The 16018-nt window shown below is 67.4% G+C and carries 15 protein-coding genes; 10 read left to right on the top strand and 5 right to left on the bottom strand.

The annotated features are described in order from the left end of the window. Positions 1-105 precede the first annotated feature (105 nt). Complete coding sequence (locus tag BMY22_RS08425; protein ID WP_090621129.1) at positions 106-1008, bottom strand: LysR family transcriptional regulator; 903 nt, start codon at positions 1006-1008, stop codon at positions 106-108. Between the two features lie 148 nt (positions 1009-1156). Here BMY22_RS08425 and hppD point away from each other — a divergent pair, with 148 nt between their 5' ends. The 10 genes from hppD (at position 1157) to BMY22_RS08375 (ending at position 10913) form a co-directional block, all read left to right on the top strand. Continuing rightward, the gene (gene hppD / locus BMY22_RS08420) at positions 1157-2191 is read left to right on the top strand and encodes a 4-hydroxyphenylpyruvate dioxygenase (RefSeq protein ID WP_090621127.1); all 1035 of its coding nucleotides are present in this window, start codon (positions 1157-1159) and stop codon (positions 2189-2191) included. Positions 2192-2213: 22 nt separating this feature from the next. After that, entirely contained in the window at positions 2214-2759 is a 546-nt protein-coding gene (locus tag BMY22_RS08415; protein ID WP_090621125.1) for a VOC family protein, read from the top strand. Between the two features lie 226 nt (positions 2760-2985). Further along, on the top strand, positions 2986-4320 hold the full coding sequence (gene fahA, locus BMY22_RS08410; RefSeq protein ID WP_090621123.1) for a fumarylacetoacetase: 1335 nt from the start codon (positions 2986-2988) through the stop codon (positions 4318-4320). After that, positions 4317-4961 carry a maleylacetoacetate isomerase gene (gene maiA / locus BMY22_RS08405; protein ID WP_090621122.1) on the top strand — a complete coding sequence of 215 codons (645 nt, stop codon included), beginning with the start codon at positions 4317-4319 and terminating at the stop codon, positions 4959-4961. The genes fahA and maiA overlap by 4 nt, the downstream gene beginning before the upstream one ends. A 54-nt stretch (positions 4962-5015) precedes the next feature. Further along, entirely contained in the window at positions 5016-6317 is a 1302-nt protein-coding gene (hmgA, locus tag BMY22_RS08400) for a homogentisate 1,2-dioxygenase (RefSeq protein ID WP_090621120.1), read from the top strand. A 75-nt stretch (positions 6318-6392) separates the two neighbouring features. Further along, positions 6393-7091, top strand: coding sequence for a CoA transferase subunit A (locus tag BMY22_RS08395; RefSeq protein ID WP_090621119.1), 699 nt, complete (start codon positions 6393-6395; stop codon positions 7089-7091). A 2-nt stretch (positions 7092-7093) separates the two neighbouring features. Continuing rightward, complete coding sequence (locus tag BMY22_RS08390; RefSeq protein WP_090621118.1) at positions 7094-7723, top strand: CoA transferase subunit B; 630 nt, start codon at positions 7094-7096, stop codon at positions 7721-7723. A gap of 234 nt (positions 7724-7957) precedes the next feature. Next, positions 7958-9136, top strand: coding sequence for an acetyl-CoA C-acetyltransferase (locus BMY22_RS08385; RefSeq protein WP_090621116.1), 1179 nt, complete (start codon positions 7958-7960; stop codon positions 9134-9136). A gap of 74 nt (positions 9137-9210) precedes the next feature. Further along, complete coding sequence (locus BMY22_RS08380) at positions 9211-9822, top strand: YitT family protein (protein ID WP_090621115.1); 612 nt, start codon at positions 9211-9213, stop codon at positions 9820-9822. Positions 9823-10025: 203 nt separating this feature from the next. Next, on the top strand, positions 10026-10913 hold the full coding sequence (locus BMY22_RS08375; RefSeq protein ID WP_244158828.1) for a substrate-binding domain-containing protein: 888 nt from the start codon (positions 10026-10028) through the stop codon (positions 10911-10913). 270 nt (positions 10914-11183) lie between these two features. On the opposite strand, the gene BMY22_RS08370 is transcribed toward BMY22_RS08375, so the two are convergent. From BMY22_RS08370 to BMY22_RS08355, 4 genes are all read right to left on the bottom strand, one after another. Further along, on the bottom strand, positions 11184-12281 hold the full coding sequence (locus BMY22_RS08370; RefSeq protein WP_090621114.1) for an AbrB family transcriptional regulator: 1098 nt from the start codon (positions 12279-12281) through the stop codon (positions 11184-11186). A 186-nt stretch (positions 12282-12467) separates the two neighbouring features. Further along, on the bottom strand, positions 12468-13685 hold the full coding sequence (locus BMY22_RS08365) for a Bcr/CflA family multidrug efflux MFS transporter (RefSeq protein ID WP_090621113.1): 1218 nt from the start codon (positions 13683-13685) through the stop codon (positions 12468-12470). Between the two features lie 225 nt (positions 13686-13910). Continuing rightward, positions 13911-15200: a TRAP transporter large permease gene (locus BMY22_RS08360; RefSeq protein ID WP_208599251.1), complete on the bottom strand. Its 1290-nt coding sequence runs from the start codon at positions 15198-15200 to the stop codon at positions 13911-13913. Further along, on the bottom strand, positions 15200-15769 hold the full coding sequence (locus BMY22_RS08355) for a TRAP transporter small permease (RefSeq protein WP_090621110.1): 570 nt from the start codon (positions 15767-15769) through the stop codon (positions 15200-15202). The genes BMY22_RS08360 and BMY22_RS08355 overlap by 1 nt, the downstream gene beginning before the upstream one ends. Positions 15770-16018 lie beyond the last annotated feature (249 nt).

Here is a 16018-nt window from a genome sequence, read left to right as displayed (position 1 = left end):
TGAACGCGGCCGCTCGGGCCGGTGGCTACTATACAGGAAAAACCTGACCGATGTGCGTTCTTTGCCGGACGGGTCACACCACCATCGGTCGGAGCGGGAGCTGCCTCAGGCGGGGCTCCCGGGCGCTCCCTCCAGCCGCGCGCCCCGCCTGAGCAGCTCCGCCAGACGCTGCCCCGCCCGTCCCAGCGGCTTGTCCAGCCGCTGCACCAGCACCGGCGTGAAACGGTAGCGCGAGCCGCCCCGGTAGCGCACCTCCACCAGCTCGCCGCGCGCCAGTTGGTCGGCCACCAAGTACAACGGCATCCAGCCGAAGCCCAGCCCCATGTGCAGCGCCTGCTGCTTGGCGGAAAAACCCGAGAGGTAGTACACCCGGTCGCCGCCGAACATGTGGCGGTCGTCGCCGCGGTCGCTGGAGTCCTGCACCGTCAGTTCCACATGCTCCTGCAGCAGGGCCAGATCCACCTCGCCGGCGGCGGCCAGCGGGTGCCCGGGCGAGGTGCACAGCACGCACTCGATCTCCGGCAGCGGCTCGGCATGCAGCAGGCGGTCGGGCTCGTAGTCCTTGACGATCATCAGGTCGGCGCGCTCCTTCTCGAAGCGGTACTGCACGCCGAACATGAACTCGATCTTCACCTGCACGCGGGTCGGCACATGCTCGTCGGCGAGGGCCTTGAGCGCCAGGAACACCGCATCGAGCGGCAGGATGCCGTCGGCCACCAGCAGCAGGCGCGGCTCCCAGCCGTCGATGAACTGGCGGGCCAGGGCCTCGAAGCGGTCGGCATGCCCGAGCAGGCGGCGGCCCTCGGCGAGCAGCGCCTCGCCGGCCGGGGTGAGGCGCACCCGGTAGCCCTCGCGGTCGAGCAGCGGCAGGCCGAGCTGCTCCTCCAGCTTGCGCACCTGGTAGCTGACCGCCGACTGGACCTTGTGCAGGTGCTGGGCGGCGCGGCCGAAGCCGCCGTGGCGCACGACCGCGTCGAGCGCGACCAGGGATTCGAGATCGATGGACACAGGGCAGTTCTCCCGAACGACATGATCTAAATATTAGATTTACACAGACAGATATTTCCGCTTTTTTTGATGTAGATCAATTCCTAAAGTCGCCATCGTGCACTGCCCCATCACCCCGGCAGTCCTCCACCTTCCAAGGAGATGCGACATGAACGACAAGAATCCCATCGGCCTGCGCGGCATCGAGTTCACCGAATTCACCGGCGAGGCGCTCGAACAGCTCGACGCCCTGTTCTGGGCCTTCGGCTTCTCGAAGAAGCACCGCCACCCGACGCTCGACATCACCTGCTACAACCAGAACGGCATCAATTTCCTGCTCAACGGCGAGCACGAAGGCTTCTCCGGCCGCTTCGCGAAAGCCCACGGCCCGTCGATCAGCTCCATGGGCTGGCGCGTCGACGACGCCGCGTTCGCCAGGCAGGAAGCCGTGCGCCGCGGCGCACGTCCGGCCGAGCCGAAGGACTGCGACCTGCCCTACCCGGCCATCTACGGCATCGGCGACAGCCTGATCTATTTCATCGAGCGCTTCGGCGCCAAAGGCTCGATCTACGACACCGATTTCGTCCCGCTCGACCAGCCGAAGCTCCAGGCGGACAAGGGCTTTCTGGAAATCGACCACCTGACCAACAACGTGCCGCAGGGCCAGATGGAAAAGTGGGGCGCCTTCTACAAGGAAATCTTCGGCTTCACCGAAGTGCGCTACTTCGACATCAAGGGCGTGAAGACCGGCCTGACCAGCTACGCGCTGCGCTCGCCGGACGGCAGCTTCTGCATCCCGATCAACCAGCCGAAGGACGACAAGGACCAGATCTCCGAGTACCTGACCGAGTACAACGGTCCGGGCGTGCAGCACCTGGCCTTCAGCACCAACGACATCCTCGCCTCGCTGGACGCCATGAAGGGCGGCCTGATCGAAATGCTCGACATCGACGCGAACTACTACGACGACGTGTTCCAGCGCCTGCCCAACGTGCGCGAGGACAAGGACCGCATCCGCGGCCACCAGGTGCTGGTCGACGGCGACCAGGACGGCTACCTGCTGCAGATCTTCACCAAGAACATCATCGGCCCGATCTTCGTCGAGATCATCCAGCGCGAGAACAACCTGAGCTTCGGCGAAGGCAACTTCGGCGCCCTGTTCCGCTCGATCGAGAAAGACCAGGAACGCCGCGGCGTAATCTGACCCGTAGACCAGGAGAGAGTCCATGAGCCTGTTGCAAGGTATCCATCACGCGGCCTATCGCTGCCGCGACGCAAAGCAGACCATCGAGTTCTATCGCGAAGCGCTCGGCATGGATCTGATGCTGGCGATTTCCGAGGACCGGGTGCCCTCGACCAAGGAGCCCGATCCCTACATGCACATCTTCCTCGACGCAGGCGCCGGCAACGTGCTGGCCTTCTTCGAAATTCCCAACTCGCCGCCGATGGGCCGCGACGAGAACACCCCGGCCTGGGTCCAGCACATCGCCTTCCGGGTGGCCGACATGGACACCCTGCTGACCACCAGGGAGCGGCTGAAGTCGCTGGGCATCGAGGTGCTCGGGCCGACCAACCACGAGCTGTTCCAGTCGATCTACTTCGTCGACCCGAACGGCCACCGCATCGAGCTGGCGGCCGATACCGTGGAACCCGGCGTGCTGGAGAAACTGCACGAGCTGGCCGGCCCGATGGTCGAGGAATGGAGCCGCACCCGCAGCACCGTTCGCCATGCGGCCTTCCTGCACGAGAAGGAATTCTCCGCCGACCATTGACCGGCAGGAGCCGCACCGCGACCGCCTGACCTGCAGCCTGCCGGTGGCCGAAAGCCGCCGGTCCCCGGACCCGAGACGATCCCTCGTCCGGGCGGGCGGCAGGCATTTGGCGACCGGGGCCGCTCCCGCCACGCTAAGGTTCAAGTACCACGGCATGCCTTTCGACAGCCCCGCGGACAGCTGCGGCGCTCGCCGGCCGGGTCCACAGGAAAAACAGGAAGACCCCATGAACAACGCTCCGCTGCTCGATGCCACCCACGACCCGGCGCTGCACAGCTGGGTCGCCTCGGCCAATGACGCCGCGACCGATTTCCCGATCCAGAACCTGCCCTACGGCCGCTTCCGCCGCGCCGGCAGCGACGAGCCCTGGCGGATCGGCGTGGCCATCGGCGACCGGATTCTCGACCTCGCCCGCGCGGCCGCAGCCGGCGGCTGGAGCGGCGAGGTGCAGGCCGCGCTCGCCCCCCTCGCCGCAGGCGACCTCAACGCCTTCATGGCCCGGGGGCCCGACGTCCGCCGCCGGGTGCGCGCCGCGCTGTCGGCGGCGCTGAGCGCCGGCAGCCCGCGCCAGGCCGATCTCGCCGGCGCCCTGCTGCCCCAGGCCCAGGCGGAATACGACCTGCCCTGCCGCATCAACGACTACACCGACTTCTACACCGGCATCCACCACGCCACCACGGTCGGCACGCTGTTCCGCCCGGACAACCCGCTGCTGCCCAACTACAAGTGGATTCCCATCGGCTACCACGGCCGCAGCTCGTCGATCGGCGTGTCCGGCCAGAGCTTCCACCGCCCGCGCGGCCAGGTGAAGGCGCCCGACGCCGAGCGCCCCGAATTCGTGCCCTGCCGCCGCCTCGACTACGAGCTGGAGCTGGGCGTGCTGGTCGGCCGCGCCAACGCCCTCGGCGAGCCGGTGCCGATGGATGCGGCCGAGGACCACCTGTTCGGCGCCGTGCTGCTCAACGACTGGTCGGCGCGCGACATCCAGGCCTGGGAATACCAGCCGCTCGGCCCGTTCCTGGCCAAGAACTTCGCCAGCACCATTTCCCCCTGGGTGGTGACCCTGGACGCCCTGGCACCCTTCCGCGCGCCCTTCGTGCGTCCGGCCGGCGATCCGCAGCCGCTGCCCTACCTCGACAGCGCCTTCAACCGCGACTCCGGCGCCCTCGACCTGCGCTTCGAGGTGCTGCTGCAGACCGCCGCCATGCGCGAACGCGGCGAGGCGCCGCACAAGCTCATGGAGAGCAACTTCCGCGACGCCTACTGGACCATGGCGCAGATGCTCGCCCACCACACCGTGGGTGGCTGCAACCTGCAGCCCGGCGATCTGCTCGGCAGCGGCACGCAATCGGGACCTGCGCCCGGCGAGGGCGGCTCGCTGCTGGAACTGACCCTCGGCGGCAAGCAGCCGATCGCCCTGCCGGGCGGCGAGACCCGCACCTTCCTGACGGACGGCGACACGGTGATCCTGCGCGGCCACTGCGAGCGCGAAGGCGCCCGCCGCATCGGCTTCGGCGACTGCGCCGGCACCGTGCTGCCGGCCCGCGAGGTGCGCGCATGATCCGCCTCTACAGCGCCGCACGCTCCTCGGCCTCGTTCCGCGTGCGCATCGCGCTCAACCTCAAGGGGCTGGACTACGAATACGCGGCGGTCGATCTGCGCGGCGGCGAGCAGCTCGGCGAGGCCTTCCGCGCCGTCAACCCGGCCGCCCTGGTGCCGGTGCTGGAGATCGACGGGCAGCGCCTGGTGCAGTCGCTGGCCATCCTCGAGTACCTCGAGGAAACCCGCCCCGAGCCGCCCCTGCTGCCGCGCGAGCCGGCGGCGCGGGCGCGGGTGCGGGCCGCCGCCCTGGCCGTCGCCTGCGACATCCACCCGCTCAACAACCTGCGCGTGCTCGGCTACCTCGGCCGCGAGCTGCAAGCCGGCGAGGCGGCCCGCAACGCCTGGTACCGCCACTGGGTGGTCGACGGCCTGGCCCAGCTCGAAGCGCAGGTGCGCGCCGGCGGCGCCCACGGCCGCTTCATCGAGGGCGACCGACCGGGCCTGGCCGACCTCTGCCTGGTGCCGCAGATCTTCAACGCCCGGCGCTTCGACGCCCGGCTCGACCATGTGCCGCTGCTGATGGGCATCTTCGACGAATGCATGGCCCTGCCCGCCTTCGCCGACGCCCAGTGGGAGCGGCAGCCGGACTTCGTCGGATGAGCGCTCCCGGCCCCTGAACGCCACACCGTGATAACAAGAGCGAGGAAGATCGCCATGCACACGCCAGAACCCTCGACCCCGGCCTGCCAGTCGGGCTTCGGCAACACCTTCAGCAGCGAGGCCCTGCCGGGCGCCCTGCCCGTCGGGCAGAACTCGCCGCAGCGGCTCCCCTACGGCCTGTATGCCGAGCAACTCTCCGGCACCGCCTTCACCGTGCCGCGCAGCGAGGCGCGGCGGACCTGGCTGTACCGCATCCGCCCCTCGGCCGGCCACCCGCCCTTCCAGCGCCTGGAGCGCCAGCTCGCGGGCCTCGAACCGGGGCCGATCACCCCCAACCGGCTGCGCTGGAGTCCCTTCGCGGTGCCGGCCGAGCGCACCGACTTCCTCGACGGACTGATCCGCCTGGCGGCCACCGCCCCGGCGGAGCAGGCCAGCGGGGTGAGCGTCTTCCTCTACCGCGCCAATGCCTCGATGGAGTCGGTGTTCTTCGACTGCGACGGCGAACTCTTGATCGTCCCCGAGTCCGGGCGCCTGGGCATCGACACCGAGCTGGGTCGGCTGGAGATCGGCCCGCTGCAGATCGCCGTGGTGCCGCGCGGGATGCGCTTTCGCGTCGAGCTGCTCGACGCCACGGCGCGCGGCTACCTGTGCGAGAACCACGGCTGCCCGCTGCGCCTGCCCGAGCTGGGGCCGATCGGCAGCAACGGCCTGGCCAACCCCCGCGACTTCCTCGCCCCGCTCGCCCGCTACGAGGATCGCACCGGGCCGGTGCGGCTGGTGCAGAAATTCCTCGGCGAACTGTGGGCCTGCGAGCTGGGCCACTCGCCGCTGGACGTGGTCGCCTGGCACGGCAACCACGTCCCCTACCGCTACGACCTGCGCCGCTTCAACACCCTCGGCACGGTCAGCTTCGATCATCCGGACCCGTCGATCTTCACCGTGCTGACCTCGCCCGGCAGCGTGCCCGGCCAGGCCAACGTCGACTTCGTGATCTTCCCGCCGCGCTGGATGGTCGCCGAGCACACCTTCCGCCCGCCGTGGTTCCACCGCAACCTGATGAACGAATTCATGGGGCTGATCCAGGGCGTCTACGACGCCAAGGCCGGGGGCTTCCTACCCGGCGGCGCCTCGCTGCACAACCGCATGAGCGCCCACGGCCCAGACGCGGCGACCACCCGCCAGGCCATCGCCGCCGACCTGCAGCCGCAGAAGATCGAGAACACCCTGGCCTTCATGTTCGAAACCGGCCAGGTGCTGCGCCCAAGCCGCTTCGCCCTCGACAGCCCGCAGCTCCAGAGCGACTACGACGGCTGCTGGTCGGGCCTGCCCAGGACCTTCGATCCACAGCGCCGATAGGCCCGACGCGGGCGGCGAGCGCCACCGCGCCCGGCTGCCCGTTCTCCGAACGACCTGTACCCCGAGACCGAAACGATGAACAAGACCTACCCCAATGCCCACACGGCCCTCGACGGGCTGGTGAAGGACGGCATGACCCTCGCCGTCGGCGGCTTCGGCCTGTGCGGCATCCCCGAGGCGCTGATCGCCGCCCTGCGCGACTCCGGCAAGAAGGACCTCACCGCGATCAGCAATACCGCCGGGGTCGACGACTTCGGCCTCGGCCTGCTGCTCGCCACCCGGCAGATCCGCAAGATGATTTCCTCCTACGTCGGCGGGAACAAGGAATTCGAGCGCCAGTACCTGGCCGGCGAACTGGAGGTGGAGTTCACCCCCCAGGGCACCCTGGCCGAGAAGCTGCGCGCCGGCGGCGCCGGCATCCCGGCTTTCTACACCAGGACCGGCTACGGCACCCTGGTCGCCGAGGGCAAGGAAACCCGCCAGTTCGACGGCCAGTGGTACGTAATGGAGAAGTCCCTGACCGCCGACGTGGCGCTGGTCAAGGCCTGGAAGGCCGACCAGGCCGGCAACCTGCTGTTTCGCAAGAGCGCGCGCAACTTCAATCCGCTGGCGGCGATGGCCGGGCGGGTCTGCGTGGCCGAGGTCGAGGAGATCGTCCCGACCGGCGCGCTCGACCCCGACCAGATCCACCTGCCGGGGATCTACGTGCACCGCCTGGTGCTCAACCCCACCCCGGAAAAACGCATCGAACAACGTACCCTGCGGAGCGCCTGACCATGGCCTGGACTCGTGAACAAATGGCGCAACGCGCCGCCCGGGAGCTGCAGGACGGCTTCTACGTCAACCTCGGCATCGGCCTACCGACCCTGGTTGCCAACTACATCCCCGAGGGCATGGAGGTCTGGCTGCAGAGCGAGAACGGCCTGCTCGGCATCGGCCCCTTCCCCACCGAGGAAGAGGTCGACCCGGACCTGATCAACGCCGGCAAGCAGACCATCACCACCCTGCCCGGCAGCAGCTTCTTCGACAGCGCGACGAGCTTCGCGATGATCCGCGGCGGCCACGTCAACCTGTCGATTCTCGGCGCCATGCAGGTCTCCGAGCATGGCGACCTGGCCAACTGGATGATCCCCGGCAAGATGGTCAAGGGCATGGGCGGGGCCATGGACCTGGTCGCCGGGGTCAAGCGCGTGGTGGTGCTGATGGAGCACTGCGCCAAGGGCGGCGCACACAAGCTCCTCGAACGCTGCGAGCTGCCGCTGACCGGCGTCGGGGTGGTCGACCGGATCATCACCGACCTCGCGGTGCTCGACGTCAACGAGCAGGGCCTCAAGCTGGTCGAGCTGGCCGAGGGGGTGACCTTCGAGGCGCTGCAGCAAGCCACCGGCTGCCCGATCCGGCGCTGACACCGCGCCTCCGCTGGAAACCTCTTCCACCCTGCGCACCGGCACACAGCCCCGTGGGGTGGAAGACGGCGCAGCCTTGTCCACCCCTGCCCCGCACGGCGACCCGGTGGAAAAGACCTGCGGTCGTTTTCCGGCCTACGCACTGATCCCACGGTATGGGGGGCGACCGTTCCCGCCCCCTATGACCGTTTGCGCGGTGCCTGCCCGGCCCGCGCCTTTTATTCGGAGTTCGTCATGCAAGAAGTCGTCATCGTCGCCGCCACCCGCACCGCCATCGGCGCCTTCCAGGGCGCGCTGGCCAATATTCCCGCCACCGAACTGGGCGCCACGGTGATCCGCGCCCTGCTGGAGCAGACCGGCCTCGACCCGGCCCAGGTCGACGAGGTGATCCTCGGCCAGGTGCTCACCGCCGGCAGTGGGCAGAACCCGGCGCGCCAGGCCGCGCTCCGGGCCGGCCTGCCGCATGCCGTGCCGGCGCTGACCCTGAACAAGGTCTGCGGCTCCGGGCTCAAGGCCCTGCACCTGGCCGCCCAGGCGATCCGCTGCGGCGACGCCGAGGTGGCGATCGCCGGCGGCATGGAGAACATGAGCCTGGCGCCCTACGTGCTGCCCAAGGCCCGCACCGGCCTGCGCATGGGCCACGCGCAACTGGTCGACAGTATGATCGAGGACGGCCTGTGGGACGCCTTCCACGACTACCACATGGGCATCACCGCGGAGAATCTGGTGGCGCAGTACGGCCTCACCCGCGAAGCCCAGGACGCCTTCGCCGCCGCCTCCCAGCAGAAGGCCTGCGCCGCCCTCGCCGCGGGTCGCTTCCGGGACGAGATCACCCCCGTCTCGATTCCCCAGCGCAAGGGCGAGCCGCTGAGCTTCGCCCGCGACGAGCAGCCGCGCGCCGGCACCAGCGCCGAAGCGCTGGGCACGCTCAAGCCGGCGTTCAAGAAGGACGGCAGCGTCACCGCCGGCAACGCCTCGACCCTCAACGACGGCGCCGCCGCGGTGCTGCTGATGGGCGCCGGGAAGGCCAAGGCCCTCGGCCTGCCGGTGCTGGCGCGCATCGCCGCCTACGCCAATGCCGGCGTCGATCCGGCGATCATGGGCATCGGCCCGGTCTCGGCCACCCGTCGCTGCCTGGAGAAGGCCGGCTGGTCGCTGGAGCAGCTCGATCTGATCGAAGCCAACGAGGCCTTCGCCGCCCAGGCCCTGGCGGTCGGCCAGGAGCTCGGCTGGGATGCCGGCAAGGTCAACGTCAACGGCGGCGCCATCGCCCTCGGCCATCCCATCGGCGCTTCGGGCTGCCGCATCCTCGTCAGCCTGCTGCACGAGATGCTCCGCCGCGACGCGAAAAAAGGCCTGGCTACCCTGTGCATCGGCGGCGGCCAGGGCGTGGCGCTGGCCATCGAGCGCTGAACCGCCCTCCTTCGCCCGACGCCGACCGCCCCTGCGCGCCGCGCGGGGGCATCGCCCTCCAGGAGAAACCCGCCATGCCCGAAGCCCTGAAAGAACGCCACAGCCTGCTGGAAGACGTCCAGGCCATCCTCTTCGGCACCGTGATGATCGCCTTCGCCCTCAACCTGTTCGCCCACAGCCAGCTGCTGGTCGGCGGCGCCGCCGGCCTGGCGCTCATCGGCCACTACCTGAGCGGTTTTTCGGTGGGCACCTGCTTCTTCCTGATCAACCTGCCGTTCTACTACCTGGGCTACCGCCAGCTGGGACTGCCCTTCATCCTCCGCACGATCGCGGCCATCGCCTGCCTGTCGCTGCTCAGCGACCTGACGCCCCGGCTGGTCGGCTTCGAACGGCTGGACCCGCTGTACGCCGCCGTCCTGGGCGGCAGCCTGATCGGCGTCGGCTTCATCATCATCTTCCGGCACGGCTCCAGCCTGGGCGGCATCAACATCCTGGTCCTCTATCTGCAGAAGAAGCACGGCCTCGGCGCCGGCAAGGTACAGCTGGCTGTCGACGCTTCCATTCTGCTCGCCGCCTGCTTCCTCATTCCCTGGAGTGCCATGCTCTACTCCCTGCTGAGCGCTTTTCTGGCTAACTCCCTGATGATCTTCAATTTCAAATCTTCACGGTACAACGGCTTCAGTTGAGGTAATGGAAACCACGCCGATACCAGGCGGCTCCAAGATGCTTGCCTTGCCGCCGGCTGCTGCTCTGATAGAGACTTGAGCGTATGATTTCGGCTGCTTTGCTGGACTCTGCAAGGATTCGCCGTGAAGCATCAGTTTTTTCTCGCCTCCTTTGCGCTGCTAGCCTGCTCTGCGGACCGCCCCTCGCCTCTTTCGCTGAGCCTTTGCAGTTCGCGATCCTCGCCAAACGGATCGACCACCCTTTTTTCCGTCTGGTCGGCAAGGGTTGCGCCGAAGCCGCCCGGGCCCAGGGCGACAGTTGCCTGCTGCTCGGCTCGTCGGGACCGGCGCATTTTCGCCTGCAAAACCAGGCTCTGGAGCAAGCGCTCGGCCAAGACCTGGATGGCATCGCTCTGTCGGTAATTCATTCGAAGTGGCTGGCCGGGCACGCCCTGAAACGCCTGGGCAGGACACCGCTGATCACCTTCGACTCGGACCTGGGACCCGACGAGCGTCATCTGCGCCGGGGTTATGTCGGGCTCGACAATCTGGCCTTTGGCCATCAGCTCGGCCGGCTCGCCCAACACTTCCGGCCACACGGCGGCAGGCTGTGCATCCTCAGCGCCAGCCCGCAGGACCCCAACCTGCAGGAGCGCCTCAAAGGCGTCCGCCTGCAGCTACGTGGCATCGAAGGCGGTGATGCTGAGGCCGAGCGGCTGAGCGGAAAGAATGGTTGGCACGAGCTGGAGCGCTGTCCGCTGTACAGCGCCAACGATCAGCAGAGCGTGCTGTTCCAGCTCACCACCCTGTTGAACGCCAACCAGGTCGACATCGTCATTAGTCTCGGCAGCTGGCCTGTACACCACCCCAGCGAGTTCCGCCGGCAACTCGGCCCCTTGCTCGCCGAGCTCGATACAAAGGGCACACGCCCGGCCATCATCGTCACCACCCCCGAGTTCGATACGGCACGGCAGGCGCTGCTCGACGAGGGCCTGATCCAGGCCTATCTGGGCTTCGAGAGCCGTGAAATGGGCCGCCAAGCCTACTGCCTACTGGATGATGAAGCGCTTGGCGCAGGGCTTGCCCGTTCCCGAGAGGGTGCTCGTCGATAGCCATGCCCATCGCTCTCCAAAGGCATCGAACAAGGCCTCAGCTCCATGAGGCAACGGAGTACGGCCACCCTGCGCGCACTCGAGCGGACAGGCGCCAGCAGAGGCAGCGGAAGCCGTCGCCCCCTCGTCTTCCGGCAGCCGCCTCGGAACGGCTGCCATCGGACTCTGGCGCACCGTCTGGCGGTTCTCCATCGACCTGGGTACAGAGCGGAACAAAGGGCATGGCGGCAGCCGCCGCCTGGCTCAAGGCCTCGAGATCGAGCCGGCCGCTCATGCTCCACCTCCTGCACCAGCAGGCTCCTGCCAAATCCCCACGCACCGTCTCCAGCAAAGGAACATCGGCCCGGCCAAGAACAGCACCAGCAACAGGCGCAGCATCTGCATTGCGGTGACCAGCGGCACCGCCAGGCCCAGGGCCTCGGCGGTCAGGCTCATTTCCGCGATGCCGGCAGGAACCATGCCCAGCAGCAAGGTACGGGCATCCAGGCCCGAGGCCCAACTCATCAGCAGCGCAATCGGTATGCAGAGCAGGATGGTCGAAAGGGTCGCCAAAGCCGTGCGCAACATGAACGCCGAGGCGCGGGAGAAGAAAGCACGGCTGAAAAAGCAGCCCAGTGTGCAGCCCACCAGCCACTGGCCGAACTCGCCTACGCCCGCCGGCAGGCCGATGTGCAGGTCGAAGGCGACGCTGCAGACGCTGCTCACCAGCAGCGGGCCGATTTGCCAGGCGTTGGCGAAGCGCCGGTACTGCAACAGCAGCGCGGCCAGACCGCCGAGGGCGAACAGCAGGAGCAGCCATGCTGCATGGGGCTCTGGACGCGCGCCGACCGCCACCTGGCCGTCGGCGAACAGCCAGGCATACACGGCTGGAATGCCGAGCAGCACCAGGAGCATGCGCAGGCTCTGGCTGGCCGCCACCTGCTGCAGTTCGGCGCCATGCAGACGACCCAGGTTGACCATCTCGCTGGCGCCACCCGGCATGCTGGCGAAGTAGGCGGTAGCCCGGCTTTCCCCGAAGCGCCGATGCAGGGCGATGCTGACGAGACTGGTGAGCAGGGCCAGCAGGGTGCCGACGAGCACCAGGCCGAGATGGTCGAGAATCTGCTCCAGCACCGCCGCGTTGAAATACAGGCCGATGCCGATGCCGAGAATCCATTGACCGGCTTTCAGGCCGAGAGGCATGGGCTCGGTCGGACAACCCAGGCAACGTATCGCGGCAACGCCGAGCAACGCGCCGAGCAGCCAGGGCAGCGGCCAGCCCATCAGTTGGGCCAGGCAGCCGCCGAAGGCGCCGGCCAGCGGGGTGAGCATCCAGGGACGACAGCGGGCAGGCAGGTCCAAGAGGAATGGAAGGCGTCTGTCGTTCATGTCAATGCCTTAGCAGTGGGGGCGGTGCACGGCCATCTGTGCGCTGCGGGATAGGTTCTCTTTGGGTGCACACAGGGCGATAGCCGAGTAGCTGCATTGGTACTCGACCGAGCCATGAACGCACCCACTCGCCCGGCTTCTACCGGGCAGATGCTCGCCCCGTCCGCCCCTCATTTTCAGAGTCGGTCAGGCTTGCAGGCGTGGAGGAACGGTCGGAGCAGTGCGTTCCGGAAGGCGCGTAAGCAAAAGCGCCAAAAGGCTGCCGATGCCGGCACTACCGATCACCAGACTCATTGGCAGCGGGCTGCCATCGTGCAAGGCGCTGACCAAGGCGCTGCAGACCGTGCCGAGACCGAATTGCAGGGCTACCGCCAGGCCGGCAGCGGCACCGGCCTGGCCAGGAAAGCGCGCCAACAGGCTGGCCACACAATTGGCACCGAGCAGTCCGGTGACACTGATGAAGCACACCAGGCAGGCTGCGATGACAGACAGTCCGCCAATGCCATTACCCCCGAAGAGGGCCAGTCCCAGGCCGGAGAACGCAGCGATGCCGGCCCCCAGCAACAATAGGCGCTGCGGACCGAAGCGCGTGACTAGGCGGGCATTGAGCAAGGTGATGATCATGATGCCAGCGATGTTCAGACTGAACAGCCAAGCGTAGTGCTGGGGCGACACGCCGAAATACTGGATGTAGACGAAGGGCGAGGCGGTGATGAAGGCAAACATGCCGCCGAACGACAGGCCCATGCACAGGATGTAGCCGAGCGCCTGCGGTTGCAGGACGATGTGCCCATAGGCACGGAAAGCGATACCGATCGAGACGCCGCGAGCGTGGGCTGGATGGGTTTCCGGGATCTTCCACGCGACGAACAGCAGACACAGACCGGCAAGGGCCAGCAGTACGATGAAGATTACCCGCCAGCCGGCAACCAGAATCAGGTAGCCTCCGGCCAGAGGGGCGATCAGAGTGGCGATCATGGTTACCAAGTGCATCAGCGACAGCATGCGGGCGGCATCGGCCAGGGGAAACAGGTCACGCACAATGGTCCGCGCCAGTACTGAAGCGGCTGCGCCGCCAAAGGCCTGGAGGGTACGCCAGAACACCAGTTGCCCGGCTCCAGCAGCCAACACACAGCCCAGGCTGGCCAGCATATACAGGACAATGCCGCCCAGCAGCAGGCGACGCCGGCCAAAACGGTCGGACAGCGGGCCGTAGAGCAGCATGCCGATGCACAGACCAGCGAGGAACACCCCGATGGTCATCTGGATCTGTGACTCGGAAGCGCCAAGATCGGCCGCGATCAGCGGCAGGCTGGGCAGGTACATGTCAATGGACAGCGGACCGAAAGCCACCAACGCGGCGAGCAAGACGATCAGGCGTTGAGGATTGGCAATGGGGGACATGGGCACTCCAAGATAAGCAAATTACCGGGACAACTCGAAAAGCAAATCTGCTGTGCTCGCCCGGAAGCGGCCACCTGCTTGAAAATCCACTCGGCCACAGGCTCGAGCGATGCCCCTTCGCAGTCTCCGCCAAGCGCGATGCCGAAGCGGGATCGACTTCTATTGCGATACGACTCGAGGCTATCGAGGCGAGCGCCGATGGCGCCCGCCTCGGCCGAGAGGCTTTTACTGCGCGTTGATGTTGATCATGCTCTCCGGCAGCACCAGGGCGATCTGCGGGAACAGCATCACCAGCAGCATCCCCAGGGTCATCAGCAGCACGAAGGGCATCGCGCCGCGGATGATCTCGCCCATCGAGGCGCTGGGCACGACACCCTTGATGGTGAACAGGTTCATCCCCACCGGCGGGGTGATCATCGCCACCTCGAGGTTGATCACCAGCAGCACGCCGTACCAGATCGGGTTGATCCCCAGGTGGGCCATGACCGGCATGATCACCGGCGAGGTGATCAGGATGATGGCGATCGACTCGAGGAACATGCCGAGGACGAACAGCATCAGCATCATCAGCAGCAGGAAGCCGTAGGGGCCGATCTGCAGCTCGAGCACCAGCGCCACGACCTGCTGCGGGATCATCAGCTTGGTCAGGGCATAGCTGAACACCGCCGCGCCGGCGAGGATCATGAACAGCATGGCCGAGGTGCGGCTGGCCTCGATGGCGCACTGCCAGATCTCGCGCAAGCCGATGCTGCGATACGCCAGGCCGGCGATCAGCAGGGCCAGCACCGCGCCGATGGCCGCCGCCTCGGTGGCGGTGAACAGCCCGGCGTACATGCCGCCCAGTACCAGGCCGGGCAAGGCGATGGCCCAGGCCGACTGGCGCACCGCCCGGCCCATCTCGCCCCAGGAGGCACGCTCGGCACGCGGGGTGCCCCACTGCTTGAAAGCGCAGTAGGCCATGAAGATCCCCGAGAGCAGGAACCCCGGCAGCACCCCGGCCATGAACAGCCCGCTGATCGAGGTGTCGGTGGCGACCCCGTAGAGGATCATCGGCCCGGAGGGCGGAATCAGGATGCCGAGGGTGCCGCCGGCAGCCACCAGGCCATAAGCCATCTTCGGCGCGTAGCCGTAGCGGATCATCTGCGGAATGGCCACCGCGCCGATGGTCAGCGCCGTGGCGACGCTCGAGCCGGAGATCGAGGAAAAGATCATGCAGGCGACGATGGTGGCGATGCCGACCCCGCCGGGCAGGTGGCGGGTCAGGGTGTGGGCGGTGGTGTAGAGATCGTCGACGATCCGTCCGCGGATCATGATGTGCGCCATGTAGGCGAACAGCGGAATCGCCACCAGCACGTACATGCCGGTCTTGGCGAAGATCAGGTCGGAGACGGCATCCAGCCCGCCCGGCTCGCCGGCCAGCAGAAAGCCGCCGAACAGCGACAGCCCGGCGAAGATCGGCAATCCGGTGAGCAGCAGCGCCACCAGGCCGATGAGCATCAGGGTAATGGCCAGCATCAGTGTTTCTCCTGTCCGACGTGGGCGGAGCCGCCGAAGGCCAGGCGCAGCAGCGCGTCGACCGCGGCCAGGGCCAGCAGGCAGCCGCCGAAGGGAATCAGCAGTTGCAGCGCATAGAGCGGCACTTCCAGATAGCCTTGGCTGACCATCTCGATGCTTTTGGAGAACATCGCCGTCTCCCAGCCATTGGCGATCAAAAACACCGCCAGCGCCAGCACGCCGAGCATCGACCAGGCCTCGGCCAGGCGCCGGCCGCGCGGACCCAGGCGCTCGGTGAGCAGGTCGACACCGATGTGCCGGCCTTCGCGCAGGGCCGAGGCCACGCCGAACATGACGATGGCGACGACCAGGTAGCCGACCACCTCGTCCACCCACAGCGAGGGCTCGCCGAGGAAGTAGCGGACGACCACCGAATAGGCAATCACCGCCAGGGCGACCAGCACGCAGAGTGCCGACACGGCCATGGCCGCGGCGAAGATGGCGGACACGGTGCGGCTGAAGATGCGACAGACCGCCGGAAGCGCCAGGGCCTCCGGGCTGCCGTCCAGACAGAGTGACTTGCTGTTCATGATGAACCCTCCTCGGGGTCTGCAAGGGATCGACTCCTGGCGGGAACCCGGCGGGCATCGCCCGCTCCCTGGGCCGCCAGCAGGCGGGCGCGACGCCTCAGAGGTTGTGAAAAAATCGAATAGCGCCGCGAGAACCTCTCCAACCACCTTCAGAACGGCGTGCTACGTGAAATGCAGGAGAGTTTGCGGACCAAATAGTCTCACTTTTCACGTAGCGCAACGTTTTAGCGGGGGTTTTGAAGGGGGCTC

This window comes from Azotobacter beijerinckii, assembly GCF_900110885.1.
GTDB classification, from domain to species: Bacteria; Pseudomonadota; Gammaproteobacteria; order Pseudomonadales; family Pseudomonadaceae; genus Azotobacter; species Azotobacter beijerinckii.
Note: the sequence above shows the minus strand (reverse complement) of the source record. Positions and strands in the feature narration are given on the sequence as shown.